Origin of the sequence: Shewanella sp. 10N.286.48.B5 (assembly GCF_002874355.2) — a bacterium.
Lineage (GTDB): Bacteria > Pseudomonadota > Gammaproteobacteria > Enterobacterales > Shewanellaceae > Shewanella.
Map to the genome: position 1 here is coordinate 2,879,916 of NZ_MCVG02000001.1, position 19,762 is coordinate 2,899,677.

General features: G+C 40.6%; 15 protein-coding genes. 2 read left to right on the top strand and 13 right to left on the bottom strand.

From position 1 onward, the window contains the following. Positions 1-45: 45 nt before the first annotated feature. From BCU57_RS12430 to BCU57_RS12440, 3 genes are all read right to left on the bottom strand, one after another. Positions 46-1,512 (bottom strand): carbon starvation protein A, encoded by a 1,467-nt coding sequence (locus tag BCU57_RS12430; protein WP_102439041.1) that lies wholly within the window; start codon positions 1,510-1,512, stop codon positions 46-48. 530 nt (positions 1,513-2,042) lie between these two features. Further along, entirely contained in the window at positions 2,043-2,579 is a 537-nt protein-coding gene (locus tag BCU57_RS12435; RefSeq protein WP_102439177.1) for an NUDIX hydrolase, read from the bottom strand. An 80-nt stretch (positions 2,580-2,659) separates the two neighbouring features. After that, entirely contained in the window at positions 2,660-2,980 is a 321-nt protein-coding gene (locus tag BCU57_RS12440) for a hypothetical protein (RefSeq protein WP_102439043.1), read from the bottom strand. Positions 2,981-3,267: 287 nt separating this feature from the next. Between BCU57_RS12440 and BCU57_RS12445 the strand changes: the two genes are divergently transcribed. Both BCU57_RS12445 and yghU read left to right on the top strand, forming a co-directional pair. After that, entirely contained in the window at positions 3,268-5,340 is a 2,073-nt protein-coding gene (locus tag BCU57_RS12445) for a M13 family metallopeptidase (RefSeq protein WP_102439045.1), read from the top strand. 278 nt (positions 5,341-5,618) lie between these two features. Continuing rightward, positions 5,619-6,476: a glutathione-dependent disulfide-bond oxidoreductase gene (gene yghU / locus BCU57_RS12450; RefSeq protein ID WP_102439049.1), complete on the top strand. Its 858-nt coding sequence runs from the start codon at positions 5,619-5,621 to the stop codon at positions 6,474-6,476. 191 nt (positions 6,477-6,667) lie between these two features. Here yghU and pdxY read toward each other — a convergent pair whose 3' ends face one another. The 10 genes from pdxY to BCU57_RS12500 all read right to left on the bottom strand — a co-directional run bounded on the left by pdxY (position 6,668) and on the right by BCU57_RS12500 (position 19,758). Next, complete coding sequence (gene pdxY, locus BCU57_RS12455) at positions 6,668-7,522, bottom strand: pyridoxal kinase PdxY (RefSeq protein WP_102439051.1); 855 nt, start codon at positions 7,520-7,522, stop codon at positions 6,668-6,670. A 117-nt stretch (positions 7,523-7,639) separates the two neighbouring features. Then, complete coding sequence (locus BCU57_RS12460; protein WP_102439053.1) at positions 7,640-8,785, bottom strand: BamA/TamA family outer membrane protein; 1,146 nt, start codon at positions 8,783-8,785, stop codon at positions 7,640-7,642. Positions 8,786-9,004: 219 nt separating this feature from the next. After that, the gene (locus BCU57_RS12465) at positions 9,005-10,615 is read right to left on the bottom strand and encodes a bifunctional aspartate transaminase/aspartate 4-decarboxylase (protein WP_102439055.1); all 1,611 of its coding nucleotides are present in this window, start codon (positions 10,613-10,615) and stop codon (positions 9,005-9,007) included. A gap of 90 nt (positions 10,616-10,705) precedes the next feature. Continuing rightward, positions 10,706-12,409: an aspartate-alanine antiporter gene (gene aspT, locus BCU57_RS12470; protein ID WP_102439057.1), complete on the bottom strand. Its 1,704-nt coding sequence runs from the start codon at positions 12,407-12,409 to the stop codon at positions 10,706-10,708. 735 nt (positions 12,410-13,144) lie between these two features. Further along, positions 13,145-14,035, bottom strand: coding sequence for a UTP--glucose-1-phosphate uridylyltransferase GalU (galU, locus tag BCU57_RS12475; RefSeq protein ID WP_102439059.1), 891 nt, complete (start codon positions 14,033-14,035; stop codon positions 13,145-13,147). A 47-nt stretch (positions 14,036-14,082) separates the two neighbouring features. Then, positions 14,083-15,450: an O-antigen ligase family protein gene (locus BCU57_RS12480; RefSeq protein ID WP_102439061.1), complete on the bottom strand. Its 1,368-nt coding sequence runs from the start codon at positions 15,448-15,450 to the stop codon at positions 14,083-14,085. Continuing rightward, positions 15,450-16,169 carry a hypothetical protein gene (locus BCU57_RS12485; protein WP_102439063.1) on the bottom strand — a complete coding sequence of 240 codons (720 nt, stop codon included), beginning with the start codon at positions 16,167-16,169 and terminating at the stop codon, positions 15,450-15,452. Before BCU57_RS12485 ends, BCU57_RS12480 begins: the two co-directional genes overlap by 1 nt. Positions 16,170-16,189: 20 nt before the next feature. Next, the gene (locus BCU57_RS12490) at positions 16,190-16,915 is read right to left on the bottom strand and encodes a tyrosine-protein phosphatase (protein WP_102439065.1); all 726 of its coding nucleotides are present in this window, start codon (positions 16,913-16,915) and stop codon (positions 16,190-16,192) included. Then, positions 16,912-19,227, bottom strand: a complete 2,316-nt coding sequence (locus BCU57_RS12495) for a GumC family protein (protein WP_102439067.1) — start codon at positions 19,225-19,227, stop codon at positions 16,912-16,914. Before BCU57_RS12495 ends, BCU57_RS12490 begins: the two co-directional genes overlap by 4 nt. Next, entirely contained in the window at positions 19,228-19,758 is a 531-nt protein-coding gene (locus tag BCU57_RS12500) for a polysaccharide biosynthesis/export family protein (RefSeq protein WP_102439069.1), read from the bottom strand. It lies immediately after the preceding gene. Between the last annotated feature and the right edge of the window lie 4 nt (positions 19,759-19,762).

Below are 19,762 nucleotides of genomic sequence, written 5' to 3' on the forward strand. Positions count from 1 at the left end.
ATCTATCGTTTAAATCATTGCTGAATTAGCCGATATCAGAGCCTATTAAGCGTGCGCGACTTTACGTTTACTGTGGGCAATAATCAGCCCTACTAAACATATAATCCCAACAGCGATACCCACTGGCTGGCTTAACTCTTGTGGTAAACCAAGGCCAACACCCGCAGTCATAATATAAGAGACTGTGATAGAAGTACCGACGATTGCAGGTAAACTCACAATCCAATGGAAAGTACCACGGTTAAATAAGTACTTAGTTGCCAACCACAGTACACTGGTTGAAAGTAACATGTTGGAGAAGGCAAAATAGCGCCAGATTAATGAGAAATCAATCTTAGTCATAAAGTATGCAATCACCAGAATTGGAATGGCTAATAGCAAACGGTTACGCATACTTTGCGGGATTTTAAACGCATCAATGATGGTCAAACGTAATGAACGGAACGCGGTATCCCCTGAGGTTATCGGGAAAATTGCTACAGCAATAATCGCCATAATACCACCAGCAACGCCAAGATAAGTGCTCGCAACTTGGTTCACTACAAGGCCAGGCCCACCCGCATCAAGAATACTCTTAAGCTCAACATATCCACCAGGGAAAGCCGCAATACCTGCTGTTGCCCATACGCAAGCAACAATACCTTCAGACATCATTGCGCCATAATAAACTGGGCGAACATATTTTTCATTGGTTAAACAGCGAGCCATAATAGGGGCTTGAGTAGAATGGAAACCACTAATGGCACCACAAGTTATGGTGACAAATAATAACGGCCAAACTGGTAAACCATCAGGATTTGGCTCTAGTAAATCATTGTTGTAATGGCTATGGTCAAAATAAGCAAAAATATCAGCAACCTCGGGCAATTGCGGCGCACTGATAAGCAGTGCCACTGCAATTGATACTGTCATCACAATCATGAGTAGACCAAATAATGGGTACAATTTAGTGATAATTTTATCAATGGGTAACAGTGTCGCTAAGAAGTAATAGCCTAAAATAACCAATACCCAAAAGGTATTGTTAGCCAAGATGGTACCTTCAAATAACTCTAAGTTACTTAACAGTCCCGCAGGACTCATAATGAACACCACACCAACGAAGAACAATAACATCGCAGTGAATACCAACATCACCCCTTTAAAGTACACATTAAAATAGTGACCGGCGATTTCAGGTAAGCTTTTACCGTCTTCTTTGATGCTCATAACTCCAGAGAAGTAATCATGCACCGCGCCGCCAATAATATTACCCAATACAATCCACACTAAGGCGATTGGACCGTATAATGCCCCCAGGATAGGACCAAAGATTGGCCCGACACCAGCAACGTTTAAAAATTGAATAAGGTACGCTCTAACGGGATGAACTTTGACGTAATCAACCCCATCGTCAAAACGTGTTTGAGGTGTTTTTGCATTTGGGTCAATGCCCGCTTGGCGCTCAACAAAAGGGCTGTAGAATTTATAAGCGAGGACTAACATCGCAATACAAATAAAGAAAATTAGCATTTTTTATTATCCATACTTGGTAGGGTATTTGGTTAGCATAGAGTGTCAGGTAGTTACTAACATTGGTCAAGCTATCCAGAGTTATACCAAGGTCGGGGTTGCGTTACTCAAATCATTAAACTGTAGATATATTACCAACCAAAAGAAATAATCATTCGCGTGACATCAAATCGCCCCTATCAATAAAGCTTAAGCCACTAATAAAACAGCTATTTCAATAATTTAGTCAGTCTCTATGAAAACTGTATTTCAAAACTGTTGCTTAATTACTAATTAATAAACCTGCAAGCAAAAGCCATTTTTGTGATCGCCGTCCATACTTGGAAATTCAAAAGAACGTTCACATCTCAAAAAGTAGCAAGGTAGCTATTTATTAAAGAGCTTAGCAATTAAGCACTAAGCAGTTATAACCATACTCGCCGCAATGACGACGCCCCTACGTTATTTGCTGGGCGTTAAAGGAATATGTTGAGTAACCATTATTAGCTCAACACTAACTCTACGACCCCAAGTATCCTCTTAGCTCAAAGCTAGCTATTGATAAGCTCAGCTTTAATTAGCTTAAGTAAAAAGGTTTCACGTTCAATGGATAAACCTTTTTTAGCGCTATTGGCAATGGTATTAAGGTTGTGCTGAATCGCTTCATCAATATCAATCCATACAGGCTGCATGCCGTTGCTAATTTCGTGGGCTTCAAATCGGGTCTCACCCAGCTCACTATCTATCTCACAGCTAAAACAGTAGCTCAGCATGTTTATCACTTTATAGCCATCACGATCCCAAGGGCGATACTCTTCATAAACCCCAAATGCGGTAATATTGCTAATAGATTTCGCACCGGTTTCTTCTTGTAGCTCGCGGATCAACCCTTGCTCAATATCTTCATGGGCATCAACACCGCCACCTGGCAAGCTGTAATCGTGATAACGCTCGGTATATAACATCAAAATATTATTACCTTTTAATACAATTGCTCTAGCAGCAATTCGCGTCAGCATATGTGGTTGATTAGCAGCAACAAACTCGATAGGTGTGTCAGAGTGATGACAGGTTTTTAAGTGGCGCATAATATTCAATATGATGAAAAAGCGCATGATACGTGGCAAATAACTTGATTTCAATCTAAGAGGTTAGCGGCAACTACTGATTAATCGTTAATCATCGACTCACATTCAAAACCTTGCCTCATTGAATCAAAACGGCATTTAGACCCACATTGCCAAGGGGCATTCTGATAAGTGGCAGACATATCTTGGGAGTACACTTTGCAAGAAGCATAGTCATCAAAGCCATCTTGCCTAAGATAACTTGCCGATTCATAACCATTTTTATACACGAATGAGGTCCACGTTTCTGGAGTATGGCTTTCGTTAGCTTTATTGATATAGCTAACAGCTGAAACCGTTGCTAACAATAAGCTTAAAATAATGATAATCGATTGTTTATTCGCAGTTTGTATTTTTGACATCGTTAGCCTAAAACGCTGAAAGTGAATAGCATAAACTAGTTATACACAAACTACGCGCAGATTAATATGCGCCCGTTAACTGCGGTTAAAACTCACCGCCCAAACAAGCTTTAAAGCATGGTGTTACTACTTCTAGCCGAATAACTTAACGCCCAACAATGCTTTGCTCAAACTTGCTAACAATTACAAGGTTGACATTTCCCCTTGGCTTAACAATATTGTTAGCTAATTTTTATCTAAAAAACGCTCTATAAATACTTTAATTACCAACAAGGAAGAAGATAATAATGAAAAAGTCCTTAATCGCCCTCGCCCTCGCCTCCAGTTTTTTAAGCGCATGCGGTACATCTGATGTCAAAGTCACTAATGAAGCAGCAGAAGTCACTGCCCAAGCCAAAGGCGCAGCTGAGCTTGGTAGCTTTGGGGTTGATTTAAGCGCCCGCAATGAAGCAGTTAAACCCGGTGATGACTTCTTTATGTATGCCAGTGGTACTTGGTATGACAACTTTGACATGCCAGCAGATAAAACTCGTTATGGCGCATTTACAGCATTAGCTGAGCGCAGTGAAACCCAAGTTAAAGAAATCATTGATGATATAACCAGCCGCAATGACTTAAATGCTGAAGAGCAACTTATCGCTGATTTTTATAATGCTTACATGGACACTAACACCATTAATAAGCTGGGTGTCAGCCCAATTCAAGCAACCCTTGATAGCATCAACAACATTAACAACACCGACGACTTAACCAAAGTCTTCGGTCAAACTTGGTTAACCGATGCTGCATCGCCAATTTATGGTGGCATGTGGTTTAATCGCATCAATCCAGATCAATATGAAATGTCTATTGGCGCAGGTGGTCTAGGTTTACCCGACCGTTCTTATTATCTAGAAGACAGTGAACGTTTCGTTAACATCCGCAAAGCCTATGTTGAGCACATTACAGCCATGCTGGCTTTCACTGGTATCAAAGATGGCAGCGCTCGCGCTGAAGCCATACTGGCATTAGAAACAAAAATTGCTGAAGGTCAATGGCCAAGAGAAAAGCGCCGTAACCGCGACCTGACCCTCAACCAAGTTAAACGTGCTGATTTAGCAGCGCAATACCCAGGCTTTAATTGGGATTTATTTATCGAACAAACGGGCTATCAAGTTCCACAATTAAATATCTCACAGCCTGAGCCAGTTAAAGCAATGATTGCCTTAATTAATCAGCAGCCACTTAATGTTTGGCAGGATTACCTTAAGTTCCACACCATCAGTAATAATGCAGAATTATTATCTGAAGACATCTACAACACCAGCTTTGCTTTTTACGGTAAAGAGTTAAGCGGGCAAGAAGAGCCTAAACCACGCTGGAAACGCGCAGTCGCTGAAATGTCGGGCACGCAATCATTAGGTTTTGCGATTGGTAAAGTGTATGTGGCACGTTATTTCCCTGAATCATCAAAACAGCAAATGGCGGAATTAGTTGAGAACTTACGTACTTCTCTCGGTCAACGTATTGATGGCCTAGATTGGATGGGTGCTGAAACTAAAGTCAATGCACACGCTAAACTTGCCGCATTTAAACCAAAGATTGGTTACCCAGATGTATGGCAACAGTTTGATGGTTTATCACTGACAAGCAAAGATTTAGTGGCGAACATCCACAACCTACGTCAATATTTTCATGCTGACAGCGTCGCTAAAGAGCTACAAAAAACCGACCGTAACCGTTGGGGCATGACGCCACAATTTGTCAATGCCTATTACAATAGTTCATTCAACGAGATTGTATTCCCAGCCGCAATTTTACAGCCACCATTCTTTGACCCTAACGCAGATGCCGCAGTGAACTACGGCGGCATTGGCGCCGTTATTGGCCACGAAATGGGCCATGGTTTTGATGACCAGGGCTCAAAATCGGACGCCAACGGTATTCAGCGTAATTGGTGGACCGACTCAGATAGAGCGGCATTTGATGCTAAAGCTGACCAGCTAGCAGCGCAATACAGTTTATATGAGCCAATCCCAGAAAACTTCGTTAATGGCCGTAATAGCCTTGGTGAAAATATCGGTGATGTTGGCGGCTTAGCCATGGCGTATAACGCTTATCAACTGAGTTTAAACGGCAAAGAAGCGCCGATTATTGATGGCCTTACAGGCGATCAACGCTTCTTTTTAGCATGGGCGCAAGTGTGGAAAGAAAAACGTACTGAGCAAAGTATGTTAAGTCAGCTTCGTGCAGGTACTCACGCGCCAGGGCGTTACCGCGCATTAGCGCCACGTAACCATGATGCATGGTACAAAGCCTTTGATGTTAAACCTGGTGACAAGCTGTACCTACCAGAAGATCAACGTGTGCGTATTTGGTAGTTAAGCAATAATCAGAGCTAATCAAACTTGATTAAAAAACCAAAATGCCAGTTCAATTGACTGGCATTTTTTATCTTTAAGTTATGTAATGAACCCACTTTAAAGTAACAGTCAATCCATATGATATTCGCAGCTGAACAATAACCAATGGTTATGAGCTTTATCATTGTTAATTTCGTATTAGTCCCAATATCTGATTTATACCCGTGCATATAACAACGCACGCTTTTAAAACACATGCTTTTAAAACAGAATAGTGACACAGATAAGGAAACATCATGAGCAACGAATATGTACCACCAAAAGTCTGGACCATGAATCAAGAAAACGGTGGTCAATGGGCAAGTATTAACCGACCAGACTCAGGCGCTCGTCACCAAAAAGAATTAGCTATTGGCAGCAACCCAATTCAGCTGCATTCATTAGCCACACCAAATGGCCAGAAAGTCACCATCATTCTAGAAGAGCTACTAGCCAAAGGGGTAAAAGAGGCAGAATACGATGCTTACTTGATTAATATTGGCGAAGGTGAGCAGTTCTCATCAGGCTTTGTTGATATCAATCCAAACTCTAAAATTCCAGCATTATCCGATAACTCAGGTGCTAAAGCGGTGCGAGTATTTGAGTCTGGCGCGATTTTAGTTTATTTAGCAGATAAGTTCGGTCACTTCATACCAAAAGACTTTGCTCTGCGCACAGAAACGCTAAATTGGTTATTTTGGCTTCAAGGAGCAGCGCCTTATCTGGGGGGCGGCTTTGGTCACTTTTATGCATATGCCCCAGAAAAATTTGAATACCCGATTAATCGCTTCGCTATGGAAACCAAACGTCAACTTGATGTGCTTGATAAGCAATTAGCGAAACATGCCTTTATTGCCGGTGATGAATACACCATTGCCGATATGGCAATTTGGCCATGGTACGGCAGTTTGGTGCTGGGCCATCTTTATGATGCTGCAGAGTTTTTAGATGTCGCAAGCTATCCGAACTTAGTTCGTTGGGCCAATATTATTGCCCAGCGCCAAGCAGTAAAGCGTGGTCGTATCGTCAATCGCTCATGGGGCGAAGAATGGGAGCAACTGCCTAATCGCCACAGTGCAGCTGATATTGATGAGGTACTGAATAAACAGCCGTAAATTAAGCGTCTTAAAATTCTTAATTCAGATAATAGCTATGCCATTTAAACAAAAAACCACGCTTAATCTAATTAGCGTGGTTTTTATTTAGCTCTGATTTATTCAGTTAGGTCAAAGGCCTTATAACTAAACATTGCGATACTTATTTATTAAAGCCAAATCATTAAAGCTCAACCTATAAACCTAAACCACTAAACTTTAATCGCTTTAAAGTGCTCTGAAGGTGTGACCAGCTCTTGCTGGGCTGCAATAGTTTGTAGCTCCCACTGGCGCTGATGGGCGGTCTCTTTTAACACGCCATAACAAGCATCTGTTGCATGTTCAAATGCCTCAACAGCAGATAAGCCTTGCACTAAACTTGCGGTAAATAACGCCGAAATTAAATCACCAACACCAACTGGCTGTTTTACGAACTCAAGTTGTGGACGCTGACTGATATAACAACCCTCTTGGGTTGCCAGCATCATGGTGAATGTCTCATCAGCGATGCTGTGTAAATGCTTAACCAACACAATATCAGGCCCTAAAGACAATGCTTTTTGGCAAGCTGCTTTAGCTTGCTCAAGATTGGTAATATCCATTTGAGTGAACTGACTCAGCTCAAATTGATTAGGTACAATCACATCAGCCAGAGGCATAACTTGTTTAATTAATTGCTCAGTAATACCATCAGCCAAAATACAGCCCTTTTCAGGGTCACCCATTACAGGATCACACACATAAATAGCCTGAGGATTGATCTCTTTAACCGTTTGAATGGTTTGGATCACTGCTTGGCACTGCTCAGCACTACCTTGGTAACCTGATAGCACCGCCTGACAATCTGCAAGCTTACCTATGTTACCAATACCCGCCACCAGCTCATTAATATCATCGGCAGAAAAAGCCCGCCCAGTCCAGCCCTGTTGGTACTGAGTATGATTTGAAAACTGCACTGTATGAATAGGCCAAACTTCTAAACCCATACGCTGCATAGGAAATACTGCTGAACTATTTCCTGCATGCCCGTAAACAACATGCGACTGGATCGAAATGACACCTTTCATAACACTCTCTTTTATTTATGTTTTAAGAATAATTAACTATCTACATTTAAAGAATATCAGTTAACGACAACCAATATAAACAACATCTAATGTAAGTCATAGACTAAAATAACGATATTAAAATGCTTCCCCGACAGAAAGATAAAGCGCATCATTATTATTGGATGAGCGAGCATAATCTAAGCGTAAATTGATTCGCTCTGCTGGTTGTAGCATAAAGCGCACGCCAATACCGTATGAAGGAATGATATCATCAGATTTATCCGCATGATTCACATCATCCAATTTACCTGCGCCAATAAAACCCACTAATCCCCAGCGCTTATGAAAACGCCAACGGGCTTCAGCTTCTGTTTCAATGGCACCTAAGGCCATATATTCAGTGGATGAAAAACCACGTAACCCTAAACGACAAGCTGCCCATAGCGGCACGTTACCCTCTTTCAAACAGCCTTTTAATTTATAAGCCACGGTTATCGACTCATGCACAGGAAAATAACCATCAAACTCTAATGAATAAGATTCAAAGTTGGTATCACTGCCAATGGCATCATCAAAAAAAGTGCCGTTGAGCTTAAAGTAATAACCATCATAAGGGTTAGTAGGCACATCACGAGAATCATAAATAATCCCAGCACCAAGTCCTGCGGAGACAATTTCATTTCGTAAATCGAAATCGATGGAGCTAATGTTAACATTAAAGTCTTGTTCAAAATCAATGAATACCCCATTAACTCCGACAAACCAATTACCACTAATGCGTCGCTCCAATTCAAGCAGTGCACCGTAGCCAGAAATATCCCAATCAACGTCGATAGGTAAACCAAGCAACTCGGTTGACACTAACGGCAGCTTTAAATCGGCATAGGCGACCCCACCTTTTAAATGCCAGTTATTATTATCCCAATAACTGGCATGACCAACTGCCGCGCCCCAGCTGTCATTACTGGAATAAAACCCTGCGATACCGGTAACAGAAGGAGGTTGTACCGCTTTTTGCTCTGCGGTTTGTGGATAAAAGTAGCCCACTAATCCGCCTAAACCTGAATCAATGGTCGGATTTGAAAACGGAATGGGCGCTGCCACAAAATTGCCTTTATTCACGGTTAAAGGTGCTTGGTTTTCTTTTAAATTTGGCACTAATGAGCTTGGCTCATTGGCAACGCTATCTTCAGCATTATCATTAGCAACAGCAGCCATAGGCGTCAGCAGCATACACAGCAATGGGCCAATAACAATAGAATTCAACCTGATCGTTCCCATAGATACTCCCTTAATTCATTTGCTCTAGTATCACGCAGCTAATACACCATGTCGCAATCTTGCCCAATTAAGCTTTGTTGCTGTTTTAATACTTTGTATAGCTGTGAAATATAGTACAAAATTTTTCAATCAAGCATAAAAAATGCCAATCAAAAGATTGGCATTTTCATTTCTCAATCATCAGTCAATATTTGACTGATTAACTGCGGTATTGATTAACTAGCTTGCTTGATACTCTGCATAGTAGCCATCAAGTACGACTCTTGTCGCACGACCAATTAACTCATAATCGTAGTGAGTTAGGTTAGCTAGTGATACACGCACTGAAGCATGAACAACATCAAATCCTTTACCTGGTAATAAAATTACCCCTGTTTTGTACGCTAACACAAAGAGGAAGTCTTGACCTTTATTGTTATCTTTAAACCATTGTACAAACTCATCGCCATAAAGTTTACCACCTAAAGCATCTAACTCTAGTAGGGTGTAGTAATCAACACGGTCTTCGTTTTCTTCAATTTCAACACCCATGTTTTTATACAATGTGATGTAACGTTCACGAATAATACGTTTACAAGCTGCTTTGTAATTATCTTCCAAGTCCATTAAACAACTTAATGAAAATAATGCCATTTGCACCTGTTGTGGTAATGCTAAACCAGCTGTGTGGTTTAGGGCTACAGCACGACTGTCGGCAACGATACGGTCAATAAACTTAATGTCTCTTGGTTCAGGTGTCAGTGTTTTATAACGGTTATCTAACTGTAATTGATGCGCTTCTGGTAACGCACGCATTGCATCATCAAATACGTTTTCATAATGAATACCGATAGTACCTAAACGCCAGCCGGTTGCACCAAAGTATTTTGAGAATGAATACACACATAAGGTGTTGTATGGCAGTTTGGCAAATAGCGAAATAAAGTTGTCTGCAAATGTGCCATATACGTCATCAGTGATGATGAACAAATCTTTGCGCTGTGTGTTAACAAAGTCAGTTAAACGGTCTAACGTATCGTTTGAAAACTTAACCGATGCAGGATTGGCAGGGTTAACCACACACAATAGTTTGATACCGGTATCAGCTAATTTTTCAATTTCTGATTGTGGTAACTGCCATGTATTTTCGTCTAAGCGTAATTCAACAATTTCTAACTCATATTCAGCAAGCTCTGGAATCTCTAAATAAGGGGTAAAGATAGGCGTCACTAACGCCACTTTGTCGCCTTTTTTAAGTAAACCATTGTTGAACATTGTCGCAAAAGTATAAGTCATAGACGCAGTGCCACCTTCAGTAGCGAACAGGTCAAAGTCAGTTGTCATTGGCATTGGGCCATACATTTCTTCACCTATGTACTGCTTAACCACTTTTTCAATGTTGGTTAACATACGTGAAGGCACAGGGTAGTTACAGGCTAAAAACGCGTTTACAAATTCGTGTAAAAAAGCTTGCTTATCAATACCTAAACGGTCATTAGCATAGCTAATTGCTTTTTGTAAAAACTTAACGCCATCTCTGTTTAGGTTTTCTTTTGCGAAAGTGTCAAAACGTTCAACAACGCCAACACCATCCGGAATACCACCAAAACCTTCGTTTAAGTATGAGTAGCTGCGCTCTGATTCTTCGATAGCAAAATCGCCTAAACGTAAGAATGCTTTACGAGGTAAGGTGGCCAAGAAGTTGGGGTTACCGCGGCCCGCATCCAATAAAATACGATCTGGAACGGTTTTAGCCACTTCAATCAATTTATCTTTTAATTCAAATGGGCTTAAGTTGGCAAATTTAGTGAAATCGATTGTTGGTACAGTTTGAGTATTTGATGTAGTCATAATATTTTACCTATTTATCAATTTAAAAGGGTGAATTTGGGGTGATAGTCGATAAGAGGAGACGTCACTCTCATCGACTATCTAGGGTAATTATTGGGTTGAAATAATGCCGACAATGATTGGACCCCAAAGGGTGAGTAATACATTGGCAATGGCGTAAGTGACCGTGAAAGCAAATACCGGTGTTGCATTACCTGCTTTTTCAAGTAGAGCTGCAAAGCCTGGATTAGCGCTGCGGCCACCTGCAACACAAGCTAGTGCTTCAATCGGGTTCTTAATCTTCAATACGTAGTAAGAGATAAAGAAAGAGATAATTTGTGGAATAATGGTTACCGCGACACCTAGGAACAATAAGGTTAAACCGTTTTCTTTAACCATATCGATTGCCTGAGGTCCTGCTTGTAAACCGACAACCCCAACAAATACCGCTAAACCAAAGTCACGTAAGAAGTTTGAAGCGCCCAGTGGCAGTGATCCCATATTTGGTTTACGACTACGTAACCAGCCCACAAATAAACCTGAAATCAAACAACCTGCACCTGAACCAATTGTCACTGGAATACCGGCTATTTCGAAGTTAATCAGACCAATTAATAAGCCACCTACCATACCTAAACCAAACAGTACGTAGTCAGTTGAAAATAATGAAACTAAACGCTTACCGATGCCTTTTTCGATACGGTTAATATCTTTTGCAGAGCCAGTGACTTGAATAATGTCATTTTTATGGACGATAAAATCGGCTGAAATATTTTGCGAGTTACCACCACGGATCACGTCGGTAACATACACACCACGTAAGGTATCCACGTTAGTTTCAGCTTTAATCTGTGCAAGTGTTTTACCAATTAATTGCTTGTCATTAGCAACAAGTTGACGATTTTCTTCAATTAATACGGTGCCACGTGGTAATGCCACTTCATGCTTGGCAGACTCTATGTGTCCAGCGATAGCTTGGCGAAGACCGGTTACCACTAAGATGTCACCCGCTTTTATCACCACTGATTTATCAACTTCAATGTTTTGACCATCACGTGAAATCATTTCGATAGCGGTATCAAGCAGATCACCGTTTACAGTTTGAATATCTTGACCAATTAATCGACTGTCTGTAGGAATTTTATAAGCACGTGACACAAGATCTGTCATCGCATTAAATTCACCTGGCGCCAGCTCAGGCTTACCGTCAGACATTTTTTCAGCTAGCTTTAGTGCTTCTTCGCGGATATCCCATTTCATAAAGGTCGGAATTAACCATGACACCATTAAAATTGGGCCTAACGAACCAAAGATGTATGTTACGGCGTAACCCACAGCCACATTGGTTTGCATCAAGCTTTTAGCTTCTTCGGTCATGCCACCTAATTGAGATATCGCATCACCAGCAGTACCAATAATGGCTGATTGCGTTAAGCCACCGGCAGCAAGACCTGCTGCAGTACCACTGTCTAAGCTAAATAACTTAGCTGCCACTAATACCGTAATTAAACCGGTTACCGTCATCACGACAGCGGAAAGTAAAATGTTGATAGTTTTGAAGTTAAGCGCGCCAAAGAATTGAGGCCCACCTTGATAACCTACCGCATAAATAAATAATGCGAAGAAGATGGTTTTGACACCTGGGTCTATTTGCACACCAAATTGGCCAATTAATACTCCCATCAACAAGGTACCTGCAATACCACCAAGAACAAAACGTCCTATGGTAATTTTGCCGATCAGATAACCAAGTGCCAGAGTAATAAACAACGCAATATAGGGCGAAATAGCAAAAAGATTTTGGATGATATTCATAATCATTGCTGCCTTACAGGTTAAGTTTACATATTAAGAATTAGGTGGAGCGAACTGACTGGCATATTTGCTAGAATTAACACTGCTGAATCCAGATTGAACCTTTCAATCCGACCGTTTGACCAGTGATACCTTGTGTCTTTCGCTTCCTTGGAAAACATCATAGGGATATACATACAATCCGATTAATACATTTTGATGGATCTAACCCTTCGTAAAAGACAAAATAAAGTCAAACCATCAAATACCAATAAAAACCCCTTGATAACTATAACCTTAAGCCACACTCACTTAGGGGTAGTTGATTTCTAAGATTGCTAGACTTATTAAAATAAATTAAAAAGCTAAAAAATAGACGAATTAGATAGGAAATGGCGAACTATGCCTTCGCGTTCAGAATTGAGCGCCAAGTAAAGTTAGCTTAACTCACCGACTAAATGATTATGAAGTATCAGCAAGCTTAGCGGTTTAGCGGAGGACTATCCAACAATATAATGGCTTTGATTGGGCTCTTTACCCATACCTCGACCACACAACATAAAACTCTGTTTTATATATTATTAACATAAATTTTAGGTACAAAAAAACCTAACCTCAAACACCATTTTAGCGTTATTGCCGCAACAGTATCGAAGATTAGGTTTTAGTTTGTCAGCCTTTTCAAGCAAAGACGCTAGGGCTGGCTCGGTAGCACCGCATATAACAGTATATAAATCACAATTTCATTAACTTACATTAGTCGTATTCGGTTAATAACAGTTTAATTTCACGACTAAAATCGCCGCCATATTTAGCATCTCGCAAACCGTATTCAACAAACGCTTTCATATAACCAAGCTTATCGCCACAGTCATGGGATTTACCCGTCATATTAAAAGCTTCCACCGCATCTGATTTAATCAGCATATCAATAGCATCAGTTAATTGAATTTCATCCCCTGCGCCCGGCGGCGTTTGGGCTAGTAAATCCCAAATTTTTTCGGACAACACGTAACGACCAACCACGGCTAAGTTTGACGGCGCTTGACCCACTGCAGGCTTTTCAACCATTTTATACACTTTGACTGACTCTCCAGCCATCACGGTTTCACCAGCGCAATCTGCAATGCCGTACTTATTCACTTGCTCATCAGGTACAGGGGCCACCATAATTTGACTGGCTTGGGACTCCTGATAACGCACCAGCATAGAAGCTAAGTTTTCAGTTCGCTGATCCGCTGAGTAGGCATCTAAAATGACATCGGGCAACACCACTGCAAATGGATTATTTCCAATACAGGGTTTTGCACATAATATCGCATGGCCTAAGCCCTTAGCCTCACCCTGACGCACATGCATAATGGTGACATTTTTAGGGCAAATAGACTGCACTTCATGTAATAACTGACGTTTAACCCGTTTTTCTAAGGTTGACTCTAACTCGTAAGATTTATCAAAGTGGTTTTCAATTGCATTTTTACTGGCATGAGTCACCAATACAATTTCTTTAATTCCCGCACTGACACATTCATCAACAATATATTGAATTAAGGGTTTATCAACAATGGGTAACATTTCTTTAGGTATGGCTTTGGTAGCTGGCAACATACGCGTGCCTAAACCTGCAACGGGAATGACAACTTTCATAAAATATCCTTATTTAACTAGCGCTAAATTGTATAGTAAAAGTAAAACTAAAATGATTTTCGAGCCTTTCGCTGAGGCTCAGAAGGTAAATAACGAACCGACCAACACAGGGTTATTATGGTTAAAAACAGTAACGTATTGGCTGGTGCTTGTAGATGGAAATCAACCGAGATATGCAAGAGCATATATACGATAGCCATAGCACAACCAAATGCGATACCCTTATAAAGCTTGTTATTGCGTAGATACATTGTTCGACAAGCAAGCCAAAACGAATACAACACCCAAGCGCCTAATATCACCGTCATAACAACACCATACTCAATTACAAATTGCACATATTCATTATGGGCATGATCATAAAAACCAGAGTAAAACTGGGGTTGGTATTGCGGAAAAACCGTATAAAAGCTGCCTCCTCCTGTACCTGTAAAAAGATTATCTTGAATGATAGGTAAGCTATCAATAACCACATTATCGCGGGTTTCTGAAGCAAAGCTGGTCTCAGCTAAGCGCTGCTTAACTTTTTCAATCCCAAAAATCGAACCAACAATAATCAAATCTAAAATAAAAATACTGATAACTAAGGGTTTAAACAATGTCGGCGGGCGGCGGTAAATAAATAATGCAATAACCGACATCAGGCCTAAAGCAGCAAAAAAGCCCGCATTGCCCATCCGCGAACGGCTCATTATTAGTCCTATAACCATCAACACGATTGCTAAACGTAAAATTAATTTTCGACTTAATAGTGTTGATATCATCCCGATAAGCATGGCGCGCTTATCTTGATCGTGCTTAGTGGTTTTAAGCTCTGATAACAGCCAACCAAACGCAATGCTTAAACATAAGGCTAAATAATTAGCAAAATGATTTTGATACACAAAGGATCCACGGGCCTTTTCGCCATCACTAAAACCTAAAATGGGCGAGGCATCTAACTGCAGTAGATTCAGAATCACCCCATAAAAAGCCTGCAAACACCCTGATAAGATAATTGCTATAAACAGCCACCTTAAGGTTTTAGAATGCTGACAATATTGGCTTAATAAGAAAATAAAAATTGAATAACACAGAGTCTTAAGGAGTTGTTGTTGAGTCTGGTAAGGGTCGACACTATCAATACCTGGAAGCCAATTAAGATACTGTAAAAATAAATATATCAATAACAGCCCTGGGGGGAGCAATAATTGCTTTTGCCACTGGTAGCGAAAAAATGCACTATCATGCTTCAGGCAATAGCCAAGATGTACTATCCCCAGTGATATTGTTGTAAATTCAAGGATCGCCAACGCCCAAATACGATTACTGCCTAAAGGGATTGGCATCCAAATAATCACCACACACAGAGCCAATATCATAAAATGATCAAAGCGTCCGCTGAAAACCTTCGTTGGTTTGGCAAGAGTATCCATTAACGACACAGTTCCTTTTCAACCCAGTTTTTATCTTTGGGAGTAAACTCTGGGGTGATAAATTTAAAGTAGGTACATACTATTGGCGTCATGTCATATTGCGTGGCTAAGCGCTTCAAATCAGTGCGCACGTCCCAGCTAGCCATAGCTGAAATCCGCGCCGTTTCAAAAACGTTTTTCTTTTGTACTAGGGTTAACTGAGGCCAATATGCAAAACCGATGGCTAGAATTTGGTGCAATACTTCAGGGGTATAAGGACCGTACAGTACAGCCTTATCTAATAAAGGCCATACTTGTGACACATCATGCTGAATGAAGGCTAAATTATATGCGTAATCACTATAAGCATTAGGCCATGTCGGCCTTTGGGAAATGGCATTGGTATATAACTGGTTAAATAGTGCGTTATTGGCAGCGGCAAAATTTGCATATACGCCCCACTCCATGACTTTTGCCAAGGTCAATAAATAGTGAGGGTTTTTACTATCAAGGTTATAAGCATTATCAGCGGCCAATAATGCCGCTGAGTATTGAAGCTGGGTAGGAGGGTTATTTTTCTGCCAATGATCAATATAGAATCGGGATTTAAAATGATACGCACTGGCCATGCCTTTTTGCACAATAACCGGCAATATCGCCGCTAGCAAAAGGAGTAAAAATACATATATCAGCCTTTGCCTTGACCAAGTGAAGTTTTTTATCATTTTAAACTTCAACATTTTATGTCATCACCTTATGATTATTGAAATAGCGAATTAGAAATAGTTCTGGGCATCTCTGTCGTTAATGCAAAAGCGTACTCTTCATCAACTAAGCTACTAACCAATTGCTTTGCTTGGGCAATTTTAGGTGGGCGACGTTTTAAGGAATGGCAATCTGAAGCGATGATGGAATAAAAACGCTCTTTTAAAAATTGCTCACTCAATTGCTGCGGCGCCGAGCCAAAATCGCCAATTAGCGACGCTGCTGTTAACTGAAATAAACAGCCAGCTTGGACAAAGGGCTTAATTCTATGGGGGTGGTTTTGCAGCTCTCTATTACGTTCAGGGTGAGCAATCATCGGTAATACATTTTTACTCAATAACCAGCTAATTAACCTATCTGTTCCCGCTGGGATATGGCTACTGGGTAACTCTAATAGTAGGACATCTTTTTGCTGATAATGACCAATAAAAGGCAATTTATGTTGCTCAACAAACAAGACGATTTCTGGTGAAATCCGCACTTCCGCTGCCGCGCGCAATTCAATAGCAATGTTAGAGCTAACTAGGGCTTGTGAAAGCGCCTTATAAGCTGCAGATATTGAGTTGATATCATTGTCATATATGCCTAGATGGATATGCGGGGTTGCCACCATGCGGGTTACCCCTTGCTCCTGTGCTAAAGCCATTAAACTCAGTGCTTCATCAACGGATTTAGCTCCATCGTCGATATTGGCTAATACATGGCAATGTAAATCAATCATACTTTTATATTGTCCAAGTCAGAAAACGGCTTAGGCTTATCTTTGGCGGCATAATCTGCAAACTGCACAGGTTTATCTTTAGGAGTCTGATCTGCGCCGTAAGCTTTATAGTAGCCATAGTCACCTTGGTAATGCTGTGCATCTTTCGTATTAAACTGGTTTAGAACGACACCAAAGACTTTACTTCTCGCTTGATTTAATTTTGCTAAGCTTAATTTAATCACTTCATTACGGGTATGATCGGCTTTTACCACTAATACCGTTGCATCACATAACGAAGTAATAATCAATGCGTCACTGACGGCATGTATTGGCGGGGTATCGATAATGATTTTACTATACTGAGTTTTCAGCAAGGTTAATAACTTCGGAAACTGGCTCGAAGAAAGTAACTCTTGAGGGTTAAGCGGCACCGCTCCTGCAGGCATAAAGTCGACATTAGGTTTAACATCAGCAACGATACAATGAGGCAAGCTTTCTGTACCTGATAATATATTAGCAAGCCCTGGCTGATAAGAGGGTAAACCAAAACGCTCGCCCATACTGGATTTACGTAAGTCCGCATCAATTATCAATACTTTTTCCATCGTAGAAAAAGCAAAGCCTAAGTTCATTGAAGTGCTGGTTTTCCCTTCGTTAGGCGTCGATGATGTCACTTCAATGGTAGAGAAGTCACTGCCCATGGCCATTAATGACATCGATGTTCTTATGGTGCGAACAGCTTCAGCATGTAAAGGCTGGTTACTGTCATAAAAGGCGAAATTAATCTCTTTATAGCTGGCTCTTTTCTTGGCTTTAGGTATATAACCAAGTGCCCGTTGCGATAATATTTTTTCTACATCATCGCTATTTTTGATGGTGTCATTTAATCCATCAAGCACTAACACCATGACCACCCCAAAGCCTAAGCTGGCAAAAAAGGTCAATATTACAATCAGCTTTTTATTGGGTTTAGTAGGATAGATTGGCACAATCGCTCTGTCAGTAAAGCGGGCGATAGGCGAGTCAAAACTGCCGGTCACTTCGGTTTCTTTTTGACGAGCAAGAAAGCTATCAAACAATTGTTGATTAGTATCAACTTCACGCAGCATGCGACGGAAATCAGTATCTATAGTGCTCAGGTTTTGAAAAGAGCCTTTTGATTTATTAAACTGCGCTTCTAACCCCTTCAGCTTACGTCCTGCTGTTTGCGCTTCTTCTTCAATACCTCTCACTAATCTTGCTATTTGGCTATGTAAATTACTCTGTACTGATTTAAGCTCAGCTTTTGCCGCGATCATTTTTGGATGCTTTGGCCCATAAATTTGCTCAAGCTCAGAAACTTTTCTTTCAACAATCACCACTTCACGCTTAACATTTTGAATCGAGGGATGGGAGGTTACTTCAGGTAAGCTTTCTAAACGGCTGATATCAGTCGCACCGTAGCGCCTAACCACGGTAATAAAACTCTCTGCCTGCGCTTTGCGTGAGCGTGCCATCGCGATTTCATCACTTAAGCGTTCTAATTCTTTAGCATCTAATGCGGTGACCCCTTCAACATCGACCAGACCATTTACCCGCTTAAAAGATTCTAAGCGTGTTTCAGATTCATCTAGCTTTAATCTTAGCTCTTCTAGCCTTCCACCTAACCAAGTATTGGCCTTTTGTGTCATGCCAACCTTTGCTTCCAATTGACTTAAAATATAGGTATCTCCCACCACATTAGCCACTAATGCGGCCAAGGCGGGATCTGAGCTTTCATAACGAATATGGACCAATTGCGTTTTTCTAACCGGTGAAATACTGATATCTTCGGCAAAGGTATCGATTAATTGTTGCTTAACAATTTCTTGGTCAACATTTTCTGTAGCACTCCCTTCAGGCAATAAGTCATCAGGTAGGTACTCTTCGGGAATATATTCTTTTGGAATAAAATCGAGTAAATAGGCTAGTTGACTAAGCAAACTTGGTTCTGAGACAAATGCAGGGTGATTTATTAAATCTAATTCGTTAAATACTCGCTCTGCAATTGAGCGAGATTTTATAATTTCAAATTGAGTTAAGTAATATTCTTGCTGCCCTGAATTAATACCATAAACTTCATCAATTTTAATTGCGTTGGCTTGTTCAGATTCGATTAGCAAAGTCGATGTAGCACTGTAAATAGGTGTCATTTTCAACACAACAAAAATAACCAGAGAAGTGACCAACAATGCAAAAGTTAAAATACGCCATTTATAACGCATGATGGGTTTTATTAGTTTTTTAAAATCAATTAACTGATCCATTTGAATTTGAGGCAATGGGTTGGCTCGCCTTTCCTGCTGAGTCATTTAAAAGAACCTCTGTTCAATGGTAATAGTATCACCAGCAAAAATCTTACTGTTGATGCTGCCGCGCTTAGAGTCGACTTTAGACCCTTCTCGAGAGATATTAATTTTATCTTCCGATGCCCTTTCTGTAAGACCACCAGCGAGTGCGATAGCTTGGTTTACAGTCATACCTGGCTGATAAGGGTAGCCGCCAGGTTTTTTGACTTCGCCATGAATATAAAAAGGTCGATATTCCACCATTCCAACGTACACACTTGGCTCAACAAAATAATCCCCTTTTAAACCTTTATAAACAATTTGCTCTACTTGCTTTATCGTCAAACCATTGAGCTTTATTGCGCCTAAAAAAGGAAAATTAATGGTGCCACTATTTGTGAGTTGGGTTTCCAGAGTTAATGCTTCTTCGCCATAAACTTGGATAATAATGGTATCGCCGGCACCTAACAGGTAACTATCATCAGTAGCCGCAACAGCAGAAACTGACGATAAACAACTCAGGAGTAATACTAACGTTAAAAATAAAAATCTCATGATT